Annotated in this window: 18 protein-coding genes; 14 read left to right on the forward strand and 4 right to left on the reverse strand. The window is 35.4% G+C overall.

Annotation, left to right across the window (positions count from 1 at the left end):
* Window positions 1-179: 179 nt before the first annotated feature.
* The 3 genes from FS802_RS25060 (at window position 180) to FS802_RS25070 (ending at window position 3,447) form a co-directional block, all read left to right on the forward strand.
* The gene (locus FS802_RS25060; RefSeq protein WP_098654634.1) at window positions 180-1,322 is read left to right on the forward strand and encodes a HesA/MoeB/ThiF family protein; all 1,143 of its coding nucleotides are present in this window, start codon (window positions 180-182) and stop codon (window positions 1,320-1,322) included.
* Window positions 1,319-2,515, forward strand: a complete 1,197-nt coding sequence (locus FS802_RS25065; protein ID WP_098654635.1) for a hypothetical protein — start codon at window positions 1,319-1,321, stop codon at window positions 2,513-2,515. The genes FS802_RS25060 and FS802_RS25065 overlap by 4 nt, the downstream gene beginning before the upstream one ends.
* Window positions 2,516-2,727: 212 nt before the next feature.
* Window positions 2,728-3,447, forward strand: a complete 720-nt coding sequence (locus tag FS802_RS25070) for a class I SAM-dependent methyltransferase (protein WP_098654636.1) — start codon at window positions 2,728-2,730, stop codon at window positions 3,445-3,447.
* A 40-nt stretch (window positions 3,448-3,487) separates the two neighbouring features.
* Here FS802_RS25070 and FS802_RS25075 read toward each other — a convergent pair whose 3' ends face one another.
* Window positions 3,488-3,871 carry a hypothetical protein gene (locus FS802_RS25075; RefSeq protein ID WP_098708124.1) on the reverse strand — a complete coding sequence of 128 codons (384 nt, stop codon included), beginning with the start codon at window positions 3,869-3,871 and terminating at the stop codon, window positions 3,488-3,490.
* A 136-nt stretch (window positions 3,872-4,007) separates the two neighbouring features.
* Here FS802_RS25075 and FS802_RS25080 point away from each other — a divergent pair, with 136 nt between their 5' ends.
* From FS802_RS25080 to FS802_RS25105, 6 genes are all read left to right on the forward strand, one after another.
* A complete protein-coding gene (locus tag FS802_RS25080) occupies window positions 4,008-4,343 on the forward strand; it encodes a hypothetical protein (protein ID WP_016086844.1) in 336 nt (111 codons plus the stop codon).
* A gap of 71 nt (window positions 4,344-4,414) precedes the next feature.
* Complete coding sequence (locus FS802_RS25085) at window positions 4,415-4,753, forward strand: VOC family protein (RefSeq protein WP_048565909.1); 339 nt, start codon at window positions 4,415-4,417, stop codon at window positions 4,751-4,753.
* A gap of 256 nt (window positions 4,754-5,009) precedes the next feature.
* Window positions 5,010-7,109, forward strand: coding sequence for a vWA domain-containing protein (locus tag FS802_RS25090; RefSeq protein WP_098654638.1), 2,100 nt, complete (start codon window positions 5,010-5,012; stop codon window positions 7,107-7,109).
* Between the two features lie 74 nt (window positions 7,110-7,183).
* Entirely contained in the window at window positions 7,184-10,546 is a 3,363-nt protein-coding gene (locus FS802_RS25095) for a tubulin-like doman-containing protein (RefSeq protein WP_000175132.1), read from the forward strand.
* Window positions 10,547-10,603: 57 nt separating this feature from the next.
* Complete coding sequence (locus FS802_RS25100; protein WP_001116184.1) at window positions 10,604-10,744, forward strand: hypothetical protein; 141 nt, start codon at window positions 10,604-10,606, stop codon at window positions 10,742-10,744.
* A 492-nt stretch (window positions 10,745-11,236) separates the two neighbouring features.
* Window positions 11,237-12,619: an amino acid permease gene (locus tag FS802_RS25105; protein ID WP_000054731.1), complete on the forward strand. Its 1,383-nt coding sequence runs from the start codon at window positions 11,237-11,239 to the stop codon at window positions 12,617-12,619.
* A gap of 68 nt (window positions 12,620-12,687) precedes the next feature.
* On the opposite strand, the gene FS802_RS25110 is transcribed toward FS802_RS25105, so the two are convergent.
* From FS802_RS25110 to FS802_RS25120, 3 genes are read right to left on the reverse strand one after another with little or no spacing between them, the layout of a single operon-like run.
* A complete protein-coding gene (locus FS802_RS25110; protein ID WP_098720303.1) occupies window positions 12,688-13,824 on the reverse strand; it encodes a Ger(x)C family spore germination protein in 1,137 nt (378 codons plus the stop codon).
* Complete coding sequence (locus FS802_RS25115; RefSeq protein WP_000166512.1) at window positions 13,825-14,922, reverse strand: endospore germination permease; 1,098 nt, start codon at window positions 14,920-14,922, stop codon at window positions 13,825-13,827.
* On the reverse strand, window positions 14,919-16,457 hold the full coding sequence (locus tag FS802_RS25120; RefSeq protein WP_098708126.1) for a spore germination protein: 1,539 nt from the start codon (window positions 16,455-16,457) through the stop codon (window positions 14,919-14,921). The genes FS802_RS25115 and FS802_RS25120 overlap by 4 nt, the downstream gene beginning before the upstream one ends.
* A gap of 296 nt (window positions 16,458-16,753) precedes the next feature.
* Between FS802_RS25120 and fdhF the strand changes: the two genes are divergently transcribed.
* From fdhF to moaA, 5 genes are all read left to right on the forward strand, one after another.
* Window positions 16,754-19,693 carry a formate dehydrogenase subunit alpha gene (fdhF, locus tag FS802_RS25125; protein WP_144525546.1) on the forward strand — a complete coding sequence of 980 codons (2,940 nt, stop codon included), beginning with the start codon at window positions 16,754-16,756 and terminating at the stop codon, window positions 19,691-19,693.
* A 12-nt stretch (window positions 19,694-19,705) separates the two neighbouring features.
* Window positions 19,706-20,188: a helical membrane plugin domain-containing protein gene (locus FS802_RS25130; RefSeq protein WP_000729895.1), complete on the forward strand. Its 483-nt coding sequence runs from the start codon at window positions 19,706-19,708 to the stop codon at window positions 20,186-20,188.
* Window positions 20,189-20,303: 115 nt separating this feature from the next.
* Window positions 20,304-20,648 carry a Na-translocating system protein MpsC family protein gene (locus FS802_RS25135; protein WP_000039582.1) on the forward strand — a complete coding sequence of 115 codons (345 nt, stop codon included), beginning with the start codon at window positions 20,304-20,306 and terminating at the stop codon, window positions 20,646-20,648.
* 16 nt (window positions 20,649-20,664) lie between these two features.
* Window positions 20,665-21,462, forward strand: a complete 798-nt coding sequence (fdhD, locus tag FS802_RS25140) for a formate dehydrogenase accessory sulfurtransferase FdhD (protein ID WP_000802678.1) — start codon at window positions 20,665-20,667, stop codon at window positions 21,460-21,462.
* Window positions 21,463-21,482: 20 nt separating this feature from the next.
* A complete protein-coding gene (gene moaA, locus FS802_RS25145) occupies window positions 21,483-22,499 on the forward strand; it encodes a GTP 3',8-cyclase MoaA (RefSeq protein WP_218012318.1) in 1,017 nt (338 codons plus the stop codon).
* The last annotated feature ends 72 nt before the right edge of the window (window positions 22,500-22,571 follow it).

Below are 22,571 nucleotides of genomic sequence, written 5' to 3' on the forward strand. Positions count from 1 at the left end.
ATCATTGAAAAATAGACTAAATAAGTAAGGGAGGTTCTAGTATGAAAAAAGTAAAAATCCAAGTACGTAAAGTAGAGAAGTTAGTACCGTTAGTAGTACACCATAGTTAATACCAAGTTAGAAAAAATGGCCGTGCATTATTTTATGTACGGTCTATCAAAATTGATGGAGGTATTTGTATGAGACCGAAATTTAAAGAAATAATGAAACCCGTAGTAGTACATCAAAATGTAATACGGATAGGATTAGAAACGGATAGCTATGAAATTGATGATTCAGATGGCGTGATAAACGAAATAATTGAGTTGTTGGATGGCAAGAGAGATATACTTGAAATTTCTGAAGTAAGCTCAATACCAGTTGATCTGATTGAAGAATGTATTCATGCTCTCAATGAAATTGGTTGTATTGAGGATGATAGTATTGATCCATATCAATACATAAATGAAAAAGATTTAGAGAGGTACAGAGCTAATTTAACATTTTATACGAATTTTACTTCGTTAGAAAAAAATAAATTTGAATTTCAAAAAAATATAAAAGATTCAACAGTAGCGATATTAGGTCTTGGTGGTGCTAGCTTAGGTGTGGCGTGTTTAACAGGGCTAGGTGTGGAAAATATTATTGGTGTGGATTATGATCTAGTAGAAACGAGTAATTTAAATCGACAATTTTTATATTCAGAGAAAAATATAGGGGAATTAAAAACAGAAGCAACATTGAACCGTCTGAAAGAGCTTAATAGTGATGTGAATTTTAAATTTATTAATAAGAAAATTAAAAGTTCAAATGATTTGAACTCAATTATAAAAGAAGCAGATATTGTAATAAATGCTATAGATTCACCAGCGATTCTTTGTAATAGATGGGTAAATGCAGCTTGTGTGAAGCAAAATATTCCTTTTATTCAAGGGGGAGTAAGTAACACACAAATAATTTGGGAGAGAATAGTACCTAATCAAAGTGGTTGTTATGATTGCTATTTAATTCATGCCCTTCGCCTAGATCCTTTCTTTGAACATCAATTAAAAGCAATTTATAATAATCATTTTCCAGGTAGAAATGTTACAACCGGTCCTCATGTTGCATTATTAAATGGCTTTATGACTTCTGAAGTAGCTAAGTTGCTTTCAGGCTATACAGAGGCTATGCCTGCTTCTACTACAATGATTTATGATAAAATAAATATAGAGATTAAAAAGAATTTCAAGTGGGACAAGCTGCCTGACTGCCCTACATGTGGAAAAGGGAATGAGAATATTGAGCCAGTTAGTCTTGAAGAATTAATTTCAATAGCGAAACAAGGGATGGCAGTTAAATGAGTAATCAATTAACATTAGACTCTATAGTGGATTTAAGTCATTTATCAATTCAAAAAGAAGATGATGAGGAATATACGGTAGGAGATTTGTATAATGATATATTTATTAGAATTCCATACGAGGGTGTCTTAGTAATAGAACTGTTAAATAAAGGTTTGAGTATTGAGGAAGCTCAAAAAGAAATTGAGAATAAATATAAAATTGAAATCGATGTTTTAGATTTTGTCGAATTATTATTAGAATTAAATCTTATACATAAATTAGATGGCAAAGTATTGATGGAAATAATAAAAACGGATATGAATTTAGGATGGAAACAAAAAATAGGTAATTTGTTTTTTCGAAAAGAAACGGTAATTATGTATACAATATTAAGTATATTAACTGTTGGAATGTTTTGCTATGAGCCTAGTCTTTTACCAAATTATAAAGACATGTTTCTTTTTGAATCAGTTGGTATCAGCTTGTTCATATTCTTTATTGTATCGTGGCTTCTAACATTTTTACATGAAATTGGACATTATTTTGCAGCTGCAAAAGAAAATGTCCCAGTTCGGTTTCAGTTAAGTATTAGATGGTTTTGGATTGTTATAGAAGCTGATATGAATAAACTATGGTCACAGGAAAAACAAAAAAGGTATATCCCTTTTTTAGCTGGTCTTTGTTGGGATATGGTGGTTCTCTTTATCGCTGTATTGATACAGTTTTTTATGCAAAACCAAGAATTTATCTATCACTTTGCTAGAATGATTATACTTATTCAAATGTATAGGATTGTATCTCAATTTGCAATCTTTTTAAGGACAGACTTTTACTATATTTTAATAACATATTTTAATAGTTCTAACCTTACTCAAAGTGCTACAGCATACTTATTGAAAAGTATTGTGGCTTCTAAAAAGAACATATATGTTAATTTACCAGAAAAAGAAAAGAAACTGGCGAAGTATTACAGCTATTTTTATGTGCTTGGGGGTATAGCAGCGAGTTTATTATTTATATTTTATACAGTTCCAGCAGGATATACAGCTATTAATGGAGCGGTGCAACAAATTAGTAGCTATCAAATAAATTCAATTAATTTTTGGGATGGTTTAATTTTATTAAGTCTAACTCTATTTGAGATAGCTCTTTGGTGTATTGGAGCATGGAAAAGTCGTATTAGAAATACAAATTCTCAGTTAGAAGTGTAAAAATTATATTAAATTTGGTATAACATCTTATAAGATGCAGTATTCTAAATTTTCGTTTGTTTGATATTAATATGATGATTTTTAATAAAAGCAATTCAACGTGATTAATTCATTGTTGGATTGCTTTTATTTTGAAAAGAGCTTTAGTGGGGGAATGCACCATTTTTGTAGATTGGAATATAAGTAATATAGAAAATTAAAAGGAGAATTCCATGAAACGAAACACATACATCGATTTCTTAGCTTATTACGGAATAGGGAGTGCTCATCCTGGCGGTTTTACGTTAACAAAACAATTGTTAGCACAACTGCCTTTTAGAGATGGAGCGAATGTCCTTGAGATAGGTTGCGGCACGGGGAAAACAGCGGCGTATATGACAAAAGAATGTGGTTATAAAGTAACAGCAGTTGAAAAGAATGAAATTATGATTCAAAAGGCGAAAGATAGATGGTCATTTGAAGGATTGAATATACAATTGATTCAAGGGCATGTAGAACAATTACCTTGTTCAAATGATTCATTTGAGCTCGTACTCGGAGAATCGATACTCGCTTTTACAGAGAAAGAAAGGGTTATCTCGGAGTGCTATCGTGTATTACAGAAGGACGGAAAGCTTGTTGTGATTGAAATGATTATTGATAGACACATTGAGAAGAGTAAAGAAGAAAAGATTTCCAGGTTATATGGGATGAAAGAATTATTAACTGAGATTGAGTGGGTACAATTATTTCAGAAAGCAAACTTTAAGCGGGTTACAATTGCTGGTGGTGGTACAATTGCGGAAACGATCTCTGGCTATATAGAAGAGCCGGAATGGAATGTATCATCATATATTCCAAATGAATTATATGATGCGTGGGTACAGCATGAAAGTGTAAGGCTTATGTATCAACATGTTTTAGGACACCGCATATTTATATGTGAAAAATAAAGCAAAAGAGTTGGCTAAAGGTAGTCAACTCTTTACTATGTTAAATGAAAAATAATGCAGCTAAAGTAATTCCGAAAATGAAACCAAATCCGAGTTCAACACCCCAACCGCCGCCGCAACCACCACAACCACGACCGCCACATCCACAGCTACTAAAACCACCGCCGCAACCACCACCGCAACCAAATCCGCAACTATCACATCTGCTAAGGCCGCCGCAAAGATCACAACCACCGTTTGCATATGCGTCGTAGTATCCGAATCCAGTGTCAAAAGATGAGCGCTGTTGCACTGGTTCAATCCATACAGAGCTTTTTGTCACATCAATTATTTTCCCTAAATGAATGCGACCATCACGATCTTCAATGCGAACGACTTTACCGAAATAACGTTGGCATGTATCATAACATTTTTGTCTATGCATGTTCTTTCCTCCTTCCCCATTACAGTAATACGATATGTAAAGGGGACAAGTGCGGCTTGTACGAATGCCCTATCTATCATAATTGTTATAGGAAAGGGGAAATATAGGAAGAGGATATAGCAAGGAGGAAAAGGCAATGAAATCTACAGATCAGTTTCAGACATACGAAGTACCGTGGGAAGAATTTATTGAAGCGTTGCGAGAGGAAATGAAGAAGCAAGTAGGGGCAGATATTATTGATACAGTAGTTTGTAATTTAGAAGATGGTTTTGAAGTGTATACATATGTGCAGGGGGATTTGGATTATGAATATAAGGAAGCGCTTGAAAGGAAATACGGGAGTGATGCAAAGACTCCTAATTTGTTAACAATTATGTTATTAGCTAGTATTTATAGCGCGAGTGAGGAGAATATACGCTTGCATGCGGATCATAAAGATAATCCGATTGTTGAAGTGTATGTGAAGCAATGAAACACGCTGTGAAAGGCGTGTTTTTTATTTGTATGATAAAATATTAGAAAATTGAGAAAGAAGGTGAAGGGTTGGGAATTAAACATCTTAATTTAACAGTTGCAGATGTAGAAGCTGCGAGAGAGTTTTTAGCAAAGTATTTTGGTTTAACTTGTAGCGGAACAAGGGGAAATGGCTTTGCAGTTATGCGTGATAATGATGGGTTTATATTAACGTTAATGAAAGGGAAAGACGTACATTATCCAAAAACATTTCATGTAGGATTTCCACAAGAAAGTGAAGAACAAGTAGATAAGATAAATCAAAGATTAAAGGAAGATGGATTTTTGGTTGAGGCTCCTAAACGTGCACATGCGTATACGTTTTATGTGGAAGCACCTGGTGGATTTGCAATTGAAGTGATGTGTTAATTTAAAATCAAACTTTTTGTTAAGTGTTTTCAATATGAAAAGTAGGAAAAGTCTGTTTTAAGTGTAGAGCTTAAACAGGCTTTTTTACTTATAGTATTGGATGGAAAACGCTAGAAGGAATCATATTCAGCTTATATAACTATTTACATAATAAAGTTATGGTGTGTTAGTTGTCCTAAAATACAAGTCATATATCTTGTTTCCTCTCATAAATTTAAACATAGGAATTTGTCTACAAAGGTGGCGAAGCCTCATCATGAAAATTCGAATTTGTGCCACATTCATGTTGTTTCTATTTATATGGTTACATCCTTTTTGGACTTTTGCAAAAGGAGAGGAGGCAAAGGAAAGGGTCGTTTCACTTGTATATGATGATTCGGGCAGCATGAGAAATAACGATCGCTGGAAATATGCCAATTATGCTTTGCAAAGTTTAGTTGCGCTATTAGATGAAAAAGATAAATTCTTTTATGTTCCAATGAGCAAGCCGAATGATCCATTAAACATTTCGTTAACGAAGGATAAGAGACAAACAGAAATTGAGGGAATTGGAGCATGGAAAACGTATTTAAATACCCCGTTTAGCGCAGTAGAAACGGCGATGCAATCTATAAAAAAGGAAGCAGATATAGATGGAAAACGTGAATTTTGGCTTATTGTCTTAACTGACGGGGCATTTAATGATTTAGAGAAAGATAAGGTTGGCGGAAAAGAACAAATTACACAGAAGTTAGCACAGTTTAAGAAAGAAATGGATGCAAAAAAGATATCGTTACATCCAATTTTAATTACGATGGAAGAGGATTTAGGGCAGCAAGAAAAGGCACAACTAAATACGTTTAAAGAAATATGGAAGAAAGAGATAAATGGAGTTACGATGCCATCTAGTGGAGAGGACGGTATTGTAAAAAGCGTCAATCAAGTGGCAGCGTTAGTTGCAAATCGTGATCCGTTCTCCTCTGTTGAATCGATTGTAAAAACGAAAGTAGTAGGGAAGAAAGTAGAGATTACAACGCCATTTCCGTTAAAGCGTATGACGCTTGTACGACAATCGCCTTCTTTGTCTAATTATCAGGTCACACAAATTTCTAAACCATTACAATTACAATCTTCTTATTCCATACATGCACCAGGAGAAGCGAAATTATTCGGAAATATAGTTCATATAAGTACGGAAAATCAGGAAGTTATTAAACCAGGAACTTATAAGATAGAAGTGGATCGAGATATTGAGAAAGAAGGATTACAAGTACTAGTTGAACCGGCGCTTAACTATACTGTTTCTACTTATGACAAAGACGATAGTAGTCAAAAAAATGTGGAGAAAATGTACGAAGGTGTTACTGCTGTTATTGAAGCGAAGCCTACGGAATTACCAATTCAGTCTTCATATTTTCAGTCAGAAGTAGAAATAGACGGAAAACAGTACCCGATGAAGTGGGACGATAAAAAACATGTATTTTACTACGAAACGAAGATTGATAAAGGGTTAGTGCGCGGGAAAGTTCATATGAACATAAAGGGGTTTTACAGACAGACGAAGGAATTTAAAATCGAAGTAACTGAAAAACCAAAATTATCATTGCAAACTATTACGAAAGATTATGAGGAAAAAGTAACGAATTTAGAGAATAGTAAACCGTTTATTATACAACCACAGTTAGATGGTAAGCCGATGACAGAAGAAGCTGTAAAGAAACTATTAAAATCTACTGGTGTCACATCTAAACAATCAATCAACTATGAAATAAAACAACAGGATAATCAAATTTATATTTATCCTCGCCCTCATTACTCCGACACATTCAATTTTACAGATACCGGCACCGTAGAAGCTACCATCACTATACAAGATTCAAAATTACAAGAAGTAAAGAAAAATATATCACTTCATATTCAAAATGCACCGTTCTATGAAAAATATGCGCTTATTTTTAAGTTTGTTATTCCTATCACTTTATTATTGTTAGTAGTAGGAATAATCGTTTTAGGATGGATTGTTCGCCCAAGATTTCACCGAAAAGCACTATTGTATTACGAATGGGATCAAGAAGTAGCGAAAGATTGGTTATATCAATCTGAGCCAGAATTACTTAAAAATAAATGGTGGAAGCACTATTTTGGTATTCCATTCCGAGCAGAAAGAAAGACTGTGCAATCCGTTACGTTTATAGCAAAGAAAGGGTCGAAATCAATATTTGTAGCGAAAGAGTCACAAGTAGTAGGAATGATTATTGATGGGATGTTTATAACAGAAGATGAGATTGGAATGGAACATAAGACGCTATATCCAAATGAACTTTTAGTAATTGATAGAGGGTATGGTAAAGAAATTTACAAATATGAGTGTGAATAGTAGGTAGGGAAAAGGAGGGAGTCTCATCTTTCTCCCCTTCTTTTCAAACAAGCAAGAATAGGAAGGTGGTTCACATGACGTTACAAGTTCCAACGATATTAATTGGTTTAGGTGGAATCGGTAGTACTGTGACACATCAAATATATGAAAGGCTACCTGAGGAGCGCCGAAAAAAGGTAGCAATGCACGTATTTGATACAGATGTGAATACATTGAGTAAATTTGATCACATTCGAAAGTTTAAGACGCAAACGAGTTCTAGTAAAACGCCAAGAGAGTATATTGCGGGAGATCCAACGATTCCAGAGTGGTTTCCAATGGACCCGACTATACTTGATAAACCACTGACAGAAGGGGCAGGACAGTTACGCGTCATTTCCCGTTTAGCGTTACTTGCTGCGATGAAAGAAGATAAATTGACATCCTTTTGGCAAGAAATCGAGAAGATTTTTCCGGTTACAAGCGATCAAACGGAATATGGAGTGCGTGTCATTATCGTAACATCACTAGCGGGCGGAACAGGTTCAGGGATGTTTCTACAAATTGCATTATATTTACGTGAAATGCTTCGTAAAAAACTGCAGCATCACAACATTTTAATACGTGGTGCGTTTCTAATGCCTGACGTTTTAGTTAAGACGAGAACGGTTAGTGCGAAAGAGTTTGAAACGGTGCAAGCAAACGGTTATGCCTCGTTAAAAGAATTACATGCCATTACACTCGGTTCCACTGGAGAATTATCAAAACGCGGCGGTGTGACGATTGAATTAGAATATCGACCTGATCAAGTAGATGAAGACGGAAGAACGAATCATACGATTAAACAACATCATTTACCGTACAATTATTGTTTCCTATACGATTACGAAAATCTACATGGACACCATCTGCACAATTTATCAGATTATATGGAGCAAATGGCAAATACGATTTATTTACAGTTATTTAGTCCGATGTCTGCAAATCATTTTGCACAGGAAGATAATCAAATTCAGCAATTAGCAGAATCAAGCGGGAAAGGACGATATTGCGGGGCAGGAACGGCAAAGATTATTTATCCGTATGAGCACGTGTTAAAATATTGTGCTTTAAAATGGGCTGTGCAAGGTTTGGATGAATCGTGGCTTCATTTAGATCAATTGTTTCAAGAGAAGAAGCAAAGATATGATCAAGATGTAAAACGTGGGATGCAGCGTGAAAAGCCAGAGCGTGGGAAAAGTTATTTAGAAGACCTAGAACATCTTGCTACTCGTCCGGAACAGGCTCATATTTTCTATAGACAAATGTACAATGAAACGCGTGAAGGAGCAGAAGGCGGTAAGGTTGGTGTTGCAAAATCTAAACTGTTTTTAGAGGCTGTAGAAAGCTATGTACAGCGTACCGTGCAAAAAGATGAGGAATTAAACCGTCTGCAGCACGAGTGTAAAATTTCGGCTGCGAAACTGAAAATGATGGAACAAATGAAAGGTGAAGTAGCAAGGGTGGACCATGCGGTTCGTTTATATGCGTATGCGATTCCGAGCCGCGTACATGAACATGTAACGACACTTTTATATGACATGATTGAATCAGACCGTTTTTCACCAAGTGGTTCTGAAGGCCAGTCATATCAACTAAATACATGGTTTTTAAAGAAAACAGATCCTGTTCATCCAGTATCAGCTCGTTTTATGTTGTATGAAATTCGAAAGCAGTTAGTAGAGAAAATGAATCGTTTACATGAAAATAATGAACAAAAGCGTAATTTAATTCAAAACTACGATAAGAAATTTAATGTGAGTAATATTGATGGAACGGTAACAGCTGTTCGCCGAGTAGAAATCGCACAGCAACAAGGCTGGTTTGGAAAAATGATGAATAATCAGCAGCGTTTGTTTAAAAAAGAATTTGAAGATATTGTAACGCAGTACGTACACAAATTAAACGAGTATCGTAAAGAAATGCTATTAGAACTCGTTTATCAATCACTATATCAAGCAGTTAATAAAATGATTCAATATTGGGAAAGATTTTTTGATAATTTACACGAAACACGTGAAAATTTATTGTTCGAAATCCAAAAACGCAGCAAGGAATTTGAAGGGAAAACAAATCCAACGAATGTATACGTATTAGCTGAAGAGAAGTTGCAAGAAAAAATATGGCAAGATATGCAGCAACATTTAAATTTAGGTGTATTACCGAAAGATATATCTGCAGAAATTTATATGAGTTTATACGGGGAATACTGCCGGGATGCGAAAACAGAAGAGATTCAATCGAAAAAGGTAGAAGACTTTTATCGTGAGCACATACTAAGTTATTGCTACGATGAATTACAAATACGCTATCGCGATAAATTAGAACTGAATATCGTTGAGGCGTTACGAAAAGAAGCGGATTATAAGAAGCGTGATCGTGATGAATACGTCCGTGAAAAAATTGAAGACTTGTTCCATTTAGCTAGTCCATTTGTGCCGAAAGTTTCCCATCATAGGGAATTACAATATTGGGGTATACATCCATCTTTAAAGAAAGAACTACAAGAGGAATTAATTCAAGAAATGTTTAAAGAAAAAGATACAGTACATGAAGCTTTTTCTCCATTTGAAGTCATTTGTTATCGTGCGCATTACGGTTTATCGTTGCAAGACTTCCCTAAGCTTTCGTCTGGACACATTGCAAATGGATTTATGAATGATAAAGGTGATTATTTTCAGTCATACTATCGCCGTGTGAACAAGTTGAATAGTAAAAAATCTAGTTTAACGCCGCATTTAGATAAGTATTGGCACTTACCAGCATTCATGCCGGACTTAAATGCAACGCAAACGAAGTTGGATTATGATAAATGTAATCGAGCTCTTCTATACGCGTATATGTATCGCTGGATTAGTTTAGTTGCTGTTGATGGTCAGTTCGTGTATCAATATAACGGCGTTGGACGTAGCTTCTTAATTCAGTCGATGGGAAAAAATATTTCAAGTGAAAGTTACAAATTACACAGAGCATTGCTTCATAATCCGTTTATTTATGAAAACATCTTATCCAGATTTGAAGAAGAACAAGAAAAAGCTATGATACAGGGCGGACATTTATATACACATCCGTTTGTATTAGGTGCTCAAGATATTAGATGGCTTCGTAAAGAGCATGTCCATAATATTTTAGATATGATTTTAATGTATGACCGTGAAGCAAAATATGACCCAACGCTAGAAGAAACTTCTGATGAATTATTAAGGCTATTCCTTGATGAAATTGAGTTGTATTTCCAAAATTATTACGGTACAGGTGCTGATATGGTTGCAAAGAAAGAGAAAGAAATGTTTATTAAACAATTGTGGGATCGTTCGTATGCGAAAGGTTATGTAGATCCAAATAGTGCTCCTTATAAAAAGTGGCAAAATTTATTAAGCGTTCATGATGAAGAAGAAACGCCAAAAACGAATGTATAATGAATGAAAAGGGAATCCTTAAAAGTGGCAATACAACTTTAGAAAAGAGGGATTCCGATGCCGTTTTTAGGAAGTGTATATCAAATATTTGGATTGTATCCAGAAATTTATTATGGAATGATTTCAGCTGAGCTACAAGAAAAGGCTCAGAAGGAACATCTTGAAAATAATAGTGCAGAAGCTGAAGTAGAAGAATAAAAAAAGTGCAGATGAAAATCTGCACTTTTTATTTACTTTAAAATGGTTCCATATCCTTAACTGGATTGTTATTTGAAGATAACAGTTCAGTTAAGGGTACGATGATGTTTCTTAAATTTCATATAATGAAAAATGTATAAAAATCAATATAAAAAAATGAATATAAATATAAAGATGAGAAGGAACAATGTTTTCAAGAAAATAATTATGTTTAAAAATAACATTTGATACATAATTAACCGTTATTGTTTAATTAATTTTATTGTTGACAATATAATTAATTGTATGATAAATTCAATCAGCATTCTTAGTGATGTGTTGCTGAATTAATTGTTTTACAATTTACTACAGTTTAAAAAGATTCATTTTTCAGTCTTTTATCAAATTATTAAGTTTATGGAGAGTGAATTATGTATATTTTTATTTTTTAAACAGAACAGTAATAAAGATTGCAATAAGTAAGAGATAAAATTGAAAAAGAGGTTTCAATGAATGAGTCTTTTAATAAAGAAAACAATGGATGAAGAAAAGAAAAAAGTATTGAATCAAACTTTAGGTGCAATTGACTTAACTCTTTTAGGGATTGGAGCAATTATTGGTACAGGGATTTTCGTATTAACAGGTATTGTAGCAGCGAAACATGCTGGCCCAGCGATTGTATTATCGTTTATATTAGCGGCGATTGTATGTGCGTGTGTAGCTTTCTGTTATGCTGAATTTGCTTCTACAGTTCCAGTTTCGGGAAGTGTATATTCATATACATATATGACACTAGGTGAGATTTTTGCATTTATAGTCGGTTGGTGCGTTATGTTGGAGTACTTATTAGCGACTTCTGCGGTAGCTGCAGGATGGTCAGCGTATTTTCAGTCATTGTTACTAGGATTTAATATTCATATCCCTACAATATTTGCTTCGGCACCTGGTATGGGAAAGGGTGGAATTATTGATTTACCAGCAGTTCTTATTATTTTAGTTGTTACATTTTTATTAAGTCGTGGTGCAAAAGAAAGTGCACGAATAAATAATATAATGGTTATTATTAAACTGGCTGTTATTGTAGGGTTTATTGTTGTAGGGACACAATATGTAAAACCAGAGAACTGGCAACCATTTCTACCTTTTGGTTTTCATGGTGTAGTAGGAGGTGCTGCTACTGTATTTTTTGCTTTTTTAGGATTTGATGCAGTTGCAACAGCTGCAGAGGAAGTGAAGCGTCCACAACGTAATGTGCCAATTGGGCTACTTGTTTCATTGTTCATTTGTACCATTCTATACGTAGGTGTTTCATTCGTATTAACTGGAATGGTTCCGTTTACGGAGTTGAATGTCGCTGATCCAGTTGCATATGCATTGCGTATTGTGGGAGAAGATAGAATTGCTGGATTGTTATCGGTGGGGGCGATAGCGGGGCTAACGACAGTTCTGTTAGTAGCTATGTTTGCATTTGTTCGTGTATCTTATTCGATGAGTCGAGATGGGTTGTTACCAAAAAGACTTTCAAGTGTACATAAACGTTTACAAACCCCATTTTTTAATACGTGGGTTACAGGTATTATTGCAGCTTTATTAGCAGGATTAGTGGATTTGAATTTATTAGCTAATTTAGTGAATATGGGAACGATAACAGCATTTGTTTTTGTATCTATAGCCGTTATTGTATTAAGAAAGACACATCCTAATATGAAAAGGCCATTCCGTGCGCCGCTAGTACCTTTTTTACCAATCGTTTCAATAGTAAGTTGTATATATTTAGCTTTGAACCTCTCTCAGCTTACGTTAATTAGTTTTGTAGCATGGGTAATAATAGGTGTATTTATATATTTTGTATATGCTAAAAAACACAGTAATGTTAGAAATGGAAATAGAGTATAGTCCATTGAAATAATAATTGTAATGTAAATGAAAACACGCTACTTATAAGAACAGGTAGCGTGTTTTTATTATTTAATAATCCCGTTCTCTAAAATTTTAATAGTAGGTGCTACTTTCACATTAGCCTTTGAAAAGGCACTCGGCCAATCGTCTTCAACCGTTTTCCATTCTTTATATTGAAATGCTCTCGCATAATCACCAAACCCGAATGGATCAAGTTGCTGTTTTTGAATTTTGTGGATTAAATTGTTTAAATCTTTGTTTAGTTGTTTTGTAATAAGTGAAGTTAATTTCTTTCTACCTTTGTCTATATCCATGTTGAATGTAAGTTCAGATACGGAAACTTTAAAATTCATTGCAATATTAAATTTGAAGTGGTTATCGTTATAGCCTGTGTGAATGTCACGATTCATGCTAAGAACATTTATTGTTACGAAATCGTCGCCGTCTGTATCTTTTAGATGACTATTACTTTCAACTGAATTAGACGGGATTTTCAGTGTAAGTGAAACGGGGATATTCGCTTTCTTTTGTAATAGAAGAAGAAGGGCACTTTCATATCGATTTAAAGACATTTTATAGATTCCGCGAGAAGTTAATAATGCAGAGCCGGTAACGAGAATATCTTTTTTACCTTTTTTTATTTCTGAGATAGCAGGTGTTATACCCTTATTAAAAGTTTGCCTATGGAATTCATGGAATGTCGTAAACGCGGTTCGATTGTATAGTTTGTTCGTATTAATTAAATCTGTTAAATATTCAGGAAGTGCAGGCTTATCTTTAAAATTATTATATATAACTGAGGAGATTGGACCGTCTACTGCAACCATGCGCATATTTCCAGTATTTTTAGGGTCGCGATACCAAACATCAAGGTAAGGCATAGCTCCTTCTTGTTTTAAAAATTTCGTGCTAAATAAAATGAGTTGTAACTTTTCTGTAGATACTAAACCGTTACTTGAACTATTAAATGTTGCTTTTGCTTCTCGAGGGGTATGTACTATCGCTTCATGAGTTTCGTATTTTTTCTCCACATCTTCATTAAAAATAGGGTTTACGTGGTATACAATTAATTTTCCTTTTGCTTTTGCGTCAAACCCGTAAATTAATGAAATGGATTGTTTTTCTAGGTCGAGCCGATCTCCCCCACATCCTGTTAAAAAGGTTATGAGAAAGCAAAATATAGTGAAAATAAAGCGTCTCATTTAAATTTTTCTCCTTTTCCAATGCTGATAAAGTGTCATGTATAAGAGAAATACGACTGGGAATAGAAAAACGATAAAATAACTTGCAGTTCCCCAAAATTCCCGCAATGCACTTATTTGATACGAGGATGGGATATAAAAAAATAAAACGAAAACACACCCGAATAATAAAAACCAAACAGGTAATGAACTCCCTTTTTTGTTAAGTAACTGATTGATTCCATCTGAAGCAGTGAAAATATAAGGAATGCAAGAATCAAAAATAATGAAGAGATAAAATGACAAAAAGATAATTTCAAACCGTTCCAGAAATGAAAAGTGAAATGGTGTAACGAGAGAAAGAGTGGGCCATAAAAACTTAGTTATACCATCTGGGCTAAAATAAACGAAAGAAACGAACGTAACTTGCAGGTAAACGAATAAAGTAATCATATTTGCAATAACGATTCCTTTTTTTGCAGATGATTTATTACTGAGATAAGGATAAAGGACAAATGCAAACTCAAATCCGAGAAAGGCAATAATAGTTGATTTTACTGTGTTGAAAACTGGTAGCCATCCCTCTTTAAGGAGAGGAAGAAGATAAACCCAATGCCCGTCTTTAAGTGGGATAAATAATAGCAATGGCATCCAGAGTGTAAATAAGACAGTAAAAACAGCATAGCGGCTAATAATAAGAACACCTTTACATGCGAGCATAACCATTGGGATAGATAATAACATCATGATTAAAAACATTGGAGATCTAGGTAAAATCCAAATGTGAATAACGTATAAGAGGGAAAAAATTAAGGATACAGCTGCAAGAACAGCATATAAAATCCAAAAAATCATTCCTACTCTTCCTAGCCACTTCCCAAGATAACGAGTTAGCACATCAAGTAAAGTATACCCGGGATGTTTTTCCATAATTTTTACAATACATAGACTGACTAAAGTAGTGATAGCGCATCCTATTATAATAGACATCCAGCCATCTGTATTCGCCCCTTGCGCAACTTCACGTGGCAGTGTAAGGACACCGAACCCTACTTGAACACCACTAATTGTTAAAATGTATTGAAATAAACTAATCTCCCTCTTTGCACGCTTTGTCACTTATCTTCCTCCGTTTCTTCTATATCGCGTTGTCGATTCTCTTGTTTTAAGTTAAGGGATAGTGGTCGTTTTTTCATTAGTTTCCATGGTAACCGTACAAGAATGTCTTTTAAATCCGAAGCAAATGACGGAGAAAAAGGACTACCATAAGGAACACCAAGTGATTCCATAGAAAGAATATGGATGATGATAACTGCCATCCCGACCATAATTCCAATGACCCCAAACAAAGAAGCGGTTATCATCATTGGAAAGCGAAGAAGCCGAATTCCTGCTGACATTTCCATGTTAGGGATGATAAAAGAAGCGACTGCAGTAATAGATACGACGATAACCATAACATTACTTACTATTCCTGCTTGAACAGCAGCTTGTCCAATGACAATCCCTCCTACGACTCCAATCGTTTGTCCAACGGGACCAGGAAGCCGAACCGCAGCTTCGCGGAGCATTTCAAGTACTAATTCCATCAAAAGTGCTTCTAATATAGGGGGGAAAGGAATTTTAGCTCGAGATTCTCCAATTGTTAACAATAATTTAAGTGGAATCACTTCATAATGAAAGGAAATCATAGCAATATAAAGAGCTGGAGCAAATATTGCAATAAATAGTCCGGTAAAACGAAGTAGTCGTATGAAAGATGGAATCATTGGGCGGAAGCTGTAATCATCTATCGTCTGAAAAAAAGATGAAAAGGTCATAGGTCCAATTAATACGCCGGGTGAGCGGTCTACAACAACAGCAATTCGTCCATCCAAAATGTGATGGGCCGTTGTATCAGGGCGTTCGGTTATTGATAATTGCGGAAAGAGAGTATAGGAATTATCTTCAACAAACCCTTCTAATTCTCCGGTAGTAATAATGGCATCCACTTTGATTGATTCGATGCGGCATGCCATTTCTTGTACAACGCCTTCGTTTGCAACGTCTGCTAAGTACAGCAAAAAAACCTTTGAAGTAGCTCGTTCACCAACAGTGAATTCCTTCACTTTCAATTCGCGATTTGGAATATATCGACGAATAAGTGCAAGACTGTCGCTCGCTACTTCATTAAATCCTTCGTGGGAGCTTTTTATGGCAGTTTCTGTTGTAGGTTCTTCAATACTTCTTTTTGGCGCCGATTGTGTATCTAGTTCTAATGCTGTAAGTTGTCCGTTTATAAATAAAATGCTTTTACCATGTAAAAGGGACTGTTCAATGTCTGACCACTGCTGAACTTTCTTTATATTCCCGACTGTAACTGAGGATTCCCAACAATCATCTTCATTCCACTCTTTAAATAGGAGAGGGCGAAGAATATCAATGTTAATAACAGTTTTGTCTACAAGTCCTTCCATATATATAATTGCAGCTTCTTTTCCGTTTTTTAACGGAAAAGTACGTGTAATTAATTCTGGAATACCGCTAAAAAGTTTGGACAAGTGCTTTAGATTAAGGGAAAGAGAGGAAGAGATAAATTTATTTAAAAGGTGATCAGCTTGTTCTTGTGCAGAGAAAGATTTTTCACCACGTATCCATTTATTAAAAGACCCCATTTGTTCGCTTACTCCTTGTTATGTTTTATATGGGTTATTATGGATAGTTCCGTGCTGACATATGCGTAGTTTAAATTTTATATTGTATATTTTTAGCTTTAACGCTATAATTATAGTGTTAAAGATGGAATCGTGATATGACCTGTTATGAATCTATCGTTTTATTTATGAATAAATGGATTGGTATTTTAGCAAGATGTGCTAATAAACTACTCCACCATGATAATAACGTGCCGAAATGTGGTGCGTATATTTTCGTGGTGGAGTTTTTTTATTCTCAAAAAGGGGGAAAGACCATGAATAACAACATGGTTCATATTACAATTGACGGAAAAAAGTATACAGCGGAGCCTGGTTCAACGATATTGGGTGTTATTAATGAGAACGGGATTGAACATCCGCAAATTTGTTACGTGCCAGAAGTAGATCCTATTCAAACATGTGACACTTGTATTGTAGAGGTTGACGGAAAGTTAGTGCGCTCTTGTTCGGCAGTAGTGACAGAAGGTATGAACATTGAACGTAATTCTGCTCATGCCAAAGAAGCACAAACAGAGGCAATGGATCGGTTACTAGAAAATCATTTATTATACTGTACAGTATGTGACAACAACAATGGGAACTGTAAACTGCATAATACAGCAGAATTAATGGAGATTGAACATCAAAAATATCCTTATGAACCAAAAGTAGATGCAAGTGAAGTTGATATGACGCATCCGTTTTATCGCTACGATCCTAATCAATGTATTGCATGCGGTCAATGTGTTGAGGTATGTCAAAACTTACAAGTAAATGAAACGTTATCAATAGACTGGGAAGCGGAACGCCCACGAGTTATTTGGGATGAAGGAGTAAATATTAATGATTCTTCATGCGTGAGCTGTGGTCAATGTGTAACCATTTGCCCTTGTAATGCTTTAATGGAGAAAACGATGCTCGGTGAAGCTGGATTTATGACGGGATTAAAACCAGATATTCTTGAACCGATGGTAGATTTAATTAAAGAAGTTGAGCCTGGATATAGCGGAATTTTTGCGGTATCAGAAGTGGAAGCGGCCATGCGTGATACTCGTACGAAGAAAACGAAAACAGTATGTACATTTTGTGGTGTAGGTTGTTCATTTGAAGTGTGGACGAAAGGGCGTAAAATTCTTAAAGTACAGCCTTCTTCTGATGCGCCAGTTAACGCAATTTCTACTTGTGTAAAAGGAAAATTTGGTTGGGATTTCGTAAATTCTAAGGAACGGATTACGAAACCTTTAATTCGTAAAAATGGAGCGTTTGTTGAATCTACATGGGAAGAAGCACTAAATGTAGTTGCAAGTAAATTAGGATTTATTAAAGAAGAATACGGTAAAGATGCTATCGGTTTTATTTCTTCATCTAAAATTACGAATGAAGACAATTATGTTATTCAAAAATTAGCTCGACAAGTATTTGAAACGAATAATATTGATAACTGCTCACGTTATTGTCAATCACCAGCGACGGACGGATTATTCCGTACAATTGGTATGGGTGGAGATGCTGGAACGATTAAAGATATCGCAAAATCCGGTCTTGTTATTATTGTAGGTTGTAATCCGACAGAAGGTCATCCTGTTTTAGCTACACGTATTAAACGTGCGCATAAATTACACGGACAAAAATTAATTGTGGCTGATCTTCGTAAAACAGAAATGGCAGAGCGTTCAGACATCTTTATTAGTCCAAAGCAAGGAACAGATCAAGTATGGTTAATGGCTGTTACGAAATATATGATTGACCAAGGCTGGCACAATCAACGATTTATTGATGAGAATGTAAACTTCTTTGAAGATTTCAAAGAGAGTCTGAAAGAATATACACTTGAATATGCAGAAGAAATGACTGGTATTTCAAAAGAAGCACTTATTCAAATGGCTGAAATGATTCGTGATGCAGATGGTACATGTATCCTTTGGGGTATGGGAGTAACGCAAAATACAGGTGGGTCGGATACTTCCGCTGCGATTTCAAACTTACTGCTTGCAACAGGTAATTATCGTCGTCCAGGTGCTGGTGCATATCCACTTCGAGGCCATAATAACGTACAAGGTGCTTGTGATATGGGTACTTTACCAGGATGGCTTCCTGGATATCAGCACGTTACTAACGATATGGAACGTGCGAAATTTGAAATGGCTTACGGAGTGAAAATTAATAGTGAACCAGGTCTTAATAATATTGAAATGCTTCACGCAATTGATGAAGGGAAAATGAAAGCTATGTATCTTGTCGGAGAGGATATGGCTCTTGTAGACTCTAATGCGAACCACGTACATGAAGTGTTATCAAGCCTTGATTTCTTCGTTGTGCAAGACGTTTTCTTATCTAAAACTGCTCAATATGCAGATGTTGTATTACCGGCAGCACCGTCTCTTGAGAAAGAAGGTACTTTCACAAATACAGAGCGTCGTGTACAAAGATTGTATCAAGTTCTTCCTACGCTTGGAGATGCGAAGCCAGATTGGTGGATTGTGCAGGAGATTGCGAATAAATTAGGTGCAAACTGGAATTATAGCCATCCAAGTGAAATTTTTGCTGAAATGGCAAGTTTATCACCACTATTCTCACAAGCAAATTATGAAGTACTTGAAGGATGGAATAGTTTCCATTGGGGAAGTTTTGATGGAACGAATACACCACTTCTGTTCCAAGATGGATTTAACTTCCCAGATAAAAAAGCTCGTTTTGCAATTGCTGACTGGGTACGTCCAGCTGAATTCCCAGCGGAGTTCGATCTTCACATTAATAACGGTCGTATGCTTGAACATTTCCATGAAGGGAATATGACAAATAAATCAACAGGTATTCAAACGAAAGTACCTGGTGTGTTTGTTGAAGTTTCTCCAGCACTTGCAAAAGAACGTGGAGTGAAAACAGGTTCATTAGTTCGCCTTGTCTCTCCTTTTGGAGCATTAAAATTACGTGCACTTGTAACAGACCGTGTAAAAGCGAATGAGTTATATTTACCGATGAACTCTACAGATAATGAAACAGCAATTAATTTCTTAACAGGTCCTGCTGTGGACGTACGTACCAACACACCTGCTTATAAACAAACGAAAGTGCGTATGGAAGTGCTAGAAGTTGATGGCGCAAATCCGATGCCAAAAGCGAACCCGCGTAACAAAAAACGTCATCCTCAAGCTGGTATTGAGGTGAATCGTAAGTGGGCACGTCCAGGGTATGTGCATTTAACGGATAAGTAGGAGGAGAAAAATATGGCTGCACCTATAAAAATGATTCAAAAACAAGAATTAACTGAGGAAGAAATAAAACAGCAAAAATTAGATGATTTAAAAGAGCTCCTAGCTAATAATGAAGAAGCTTTAAATCAAATGTTTAATATTGTTGGGGAATTAAATGACATCGGAATGCTAGAAGCTGCAAATTCTATGTTAAAGGCGAAAGAACCAATCGCAAAGATTGTTCTTGGCCAAGTGACTCGTGAGCCTGTTACAAATTTAATTAATAATATGATGGGTGCTGCGGGTGCTTTAACAGAACTTGATCCGGGGCTTACGAAAAAGCTTATAGGTAGCTTATTAGTAGGATTAGAAGAAGGTAATGAACATCTAGAGAGTAACAAAAAAGTAGGGGTATTCGATCTTATGAAAGTATTGAAAGACCCAGACATTAACCGTGCTATCGGGTTTGGACTTCATTTCTTAAAAGGTATGGGGAAAGGGTTAAAAGACGAATAAACTTCATGAAGTGAACCTTTTCGCCCAAATGTTTGTACGAAATAGTTTGGGCGGAAGGATCATTTTGGTAAAATATATAATAAAGTAAAATGAGGCTTTTGGGAGGTATAATTGTATGTCAAAAAAAGTACATGAATTTAATGATATGATACGAAAACTTCGAAAAGAACTTTTCGGAAAAGGGCCAGAAAGAATTCATACTGTATTTGCTGAAAATATGGCGATTGCAACCCTTTATGGAAACTTAACACCTACTGAAAAATTCATTTCAAGTACGATGGACGGTGCGGAAATGGTTCATATGGCTAGAACGAAAATGATTCAAGAAGTGTATGCTGCGAATTCCCGTGAACATTTGGAGGAACTTGTTGGAGCGAAATTAGTGAATTTATTTTCAGATATGAAAGTAGAAGAGGATATTGCAGTTTCGGTATTTGTTTTTGATAAAAATATAACGTGAGAGAAGGATACTGATCGTGAAACCGATACAGGTAGAAAGAGAAATCTTCCGTTATGAACAAGGGGCGTTTAAGCATATAGAGGACAGCATTGTAACAGAGTTTCCAGTCACGATCAAAATGAACGGACAGGAGTTTGTTACAATGGTTAGTACTCCAGAATATATAGAAGACATGGTAATCGGGTTCTTGGCATCTGAAGGAATCATTCGGAAGTATGAAGATATTGATGACATATGGGTACAGGAAAAAGAAGGATTTGTACATGTAACAACGACAAAAGTAAATCCGTATTATGAACAAATGCAAAATAAACGATATATTACTTCCTGTTGTGGTATGAGTAGACAAGGGTTTGTTTTTGCAAATGATGCACTAAGCGCTAAAAAAATGAATGGTATCCATGTAAAGGTTGATGTAGAGGACTGTTTTCGGTTAATGAAAGAAATGCAGCAATCTGCGGAGACATTTCGTCATACAGGCGGCGTTCATAATGCATCTTTGTGCGATGTGAATGGCATTATTTTAAGCCGAATGGATATCGGTAGGCATAATGCGTTAGATAAAATTTACGGTTATTGTTTAAAAAATAATATTTCTATAAAAGATAAAATTATTGTTTTTAGTGGTCGTATTTCTTCGGAAATATTATTGAAAGTTGCAAAGATCGGTTGTGAAATTATATTGTCAAAATCAGCTCCAACCGAGTTGGCTTTGCAGCTAGCAGAAGAATTAGGTATTACTACGATAGGGTTTATTCGGAATCAATCCTTAAATGTATATACGCATCCAGAGCGTGTTATAAATATAAAATAAGTAAAAGCGAGGCAATAAAGATGAAATCTGTCACATTAGACAAACTACAACGCCCTTTAAAGGATTTACGTATTTCTGTTACTGATCGCTGTAATTTTCGCTGTCGCTATTGTATGCCAGAAGAAATATTTGGTCCGGATTATTCGTTTTTGTCTAATGATAAAATTTTATCTTTTGATGAGATTGAAAGGATAACACGTATTTTTGTTTCTTTAGGTGTAAGAAAGTTACGAATTACGGGCGGAGAACCGTTACTTCGAAGAGGTCTTCCGCAGCTTATTGAGCGTCTTAATAAAATAGATGGTGTGGAGGATATCGGTTTAACAACCAATGGATCACTACTGAAAAAGTTTGCTCCTGATTTATATAAGGCGGGTTTATCACGTGTGACAGTTAGTTTAGATTCCTTAGAAGAAGATCGGTTTTTCTATTTGAATGGTAATAGAAGCAAAGTGCAAAGGGTCCTGGAAGGAATACAGGCTGCAGCTGAAGTTGGTATGAAAATTAAAATTAACATGGTCGTTCAAAAAGGGAAAAATGAACAAGATATTTTGCAGATGGCGCAATACTTTAAGGAAAATAAGCATATTCTTCGTTTTATTGAGTATATGGACGTTGGGAATTATAACGGTTGGGAATTAAGAGAGGTCGTCTCGAAACAAGAGATAGTAGATGTTATTCATCAAGTTATGCCATTAGAACGGATAGAAGCAAATTATGCAGGTGAAGTTGCGACTCGCTATCGTTATATTGGAAGTGATGAAGAGATAGGTATTATTTCATCAGTAACAGATTCCTTCTGTTCATCATGTACGAGAGCACGTATTTCTGCAGAAGGAAAATTATATACTTGTTTGTTCGCTTCTAAAGGAAATGACTTGAGAGAACTACTTCGATCTGGATACAGTGACGAGGAAATAACATATATCGTACGTGATATATGGAACAACCGAGAAGATCGTTATTCAGATGAACGCTTAAGTCATACAAGTAAAAAAAGATCGCCTAAAATTGAAATGTCACATATTGGTGGTTGATATATAAGAGTGACGCTTTGAGGAAGTATATACAAAATGGAAAGTATGCAACGTTTGTAGATTTTCTATTTT

Origin of the sequence: Bacillus sp. DE0042 (assembly GCF_007680225.1) — a bacterium.
GTDB classification, from domain to species: domain Bacteria; phylum Bacillota; class Bacilli; order Bacillales; family Bacillaceae_G; genus Bacillus_A; species Bacillus_A wiedmannii.

Coding starts and splice junctions, on each gene's coding strand:
- FS802_RS25060 (WP_098654634.1), top strand. CDS start 180: ATGAGACCGAAATTTAAAGAAATAATGAAACCCGTAGTAGTACATCAA.
- FS802_RS25065 (WP_098654635.1), top strand. CDS start 1,319: ATGAGTAATCAATTAACATTAGACTCTATAGTGGATTTAAGTCATTTA.
- FS802_RS25070 (WP_098654636.1), top strand. CDS start 2,728: ATGAAACGAAACACATACATCGATTTCTTAGCTTATTACGGAATAGGG.
- FS802_RS25075 (WP_098708124.1), bottom strand. CDS start 3,871: ATGCATAGACAAAAATGTTATGATACATGCCAACGTTATTTCGGTAAA.
- FS802_RS25080 (WP_016086844.1), top strand. CDS start 4,008: ATGAAATCTACAGATCAGTTTCAGACATACGAAGTACCGTGGGAAGAA.
- FS802_RS25090 (WP_098654638.1), top strand. CDS start 5,010: ATGAAAATTCGAATTTGTGCCACATTCATGTTGTTTCTATTTATATGG.
- FS802_RS25095 (WP_000175132.1), top strand. CDS start 7,184: ATGACGTTACAAGTTCCAACGATATTAATTGGTTTAGGTGGAATCGGT.
- FS802_RS25100 (WP_001116184.1), top strand. CDS start 10,604: ATGCCGTTTTTAGGAAGTGTATATCAAATATTTGGATTGTATCCAGAA.
- FS802_RS25105 (WP_000054731.1), top strand. CDS start 11,237: ATGAGTCTTTTAATAAAGAAAACAATGGATGAAGAAAAGAAAAAAGTA.
- FS802_RS25110 (WP_098720303.1), bottom strand. CDS start 13,824: ATGAGACGCTTTATTTTCACTATATTTTGCTTTCTCATAACCTTTTTA.
- FS802_RS25120 (WP_098708126.1), bottom strand. CDS start 16,457: ATGGGGTCTTTTAATAAATGGATACGTGGTGAAAAATCTTTCTCTGCA.
- fdhF (WP_144525546.1), top strand. CDS start 16,754: ATGAATAACAACATGGTTCATATTACAATTGACGGAAAAAAGTATACA.
- FS802_RS25130 (WP_000729895.1), top strand. CDS start 19,706: ATGGCTGCACCTATAAAAATGATTCAAAAACAAGAATTAACTGAGGAA.
- FS802_RS25135 (WP_000039582.1), top strand. CDS start 20,304: ATGTCAAAAAAAGTACATGAATTTAATGATATGATACGAAAACTTCGA.
- moaA (WP_218012318.1), top strand. CDS start 21,483: ATGAAATCTGTCACATTAGACAAACTACAACGCCCTTTAAAGGATTTA.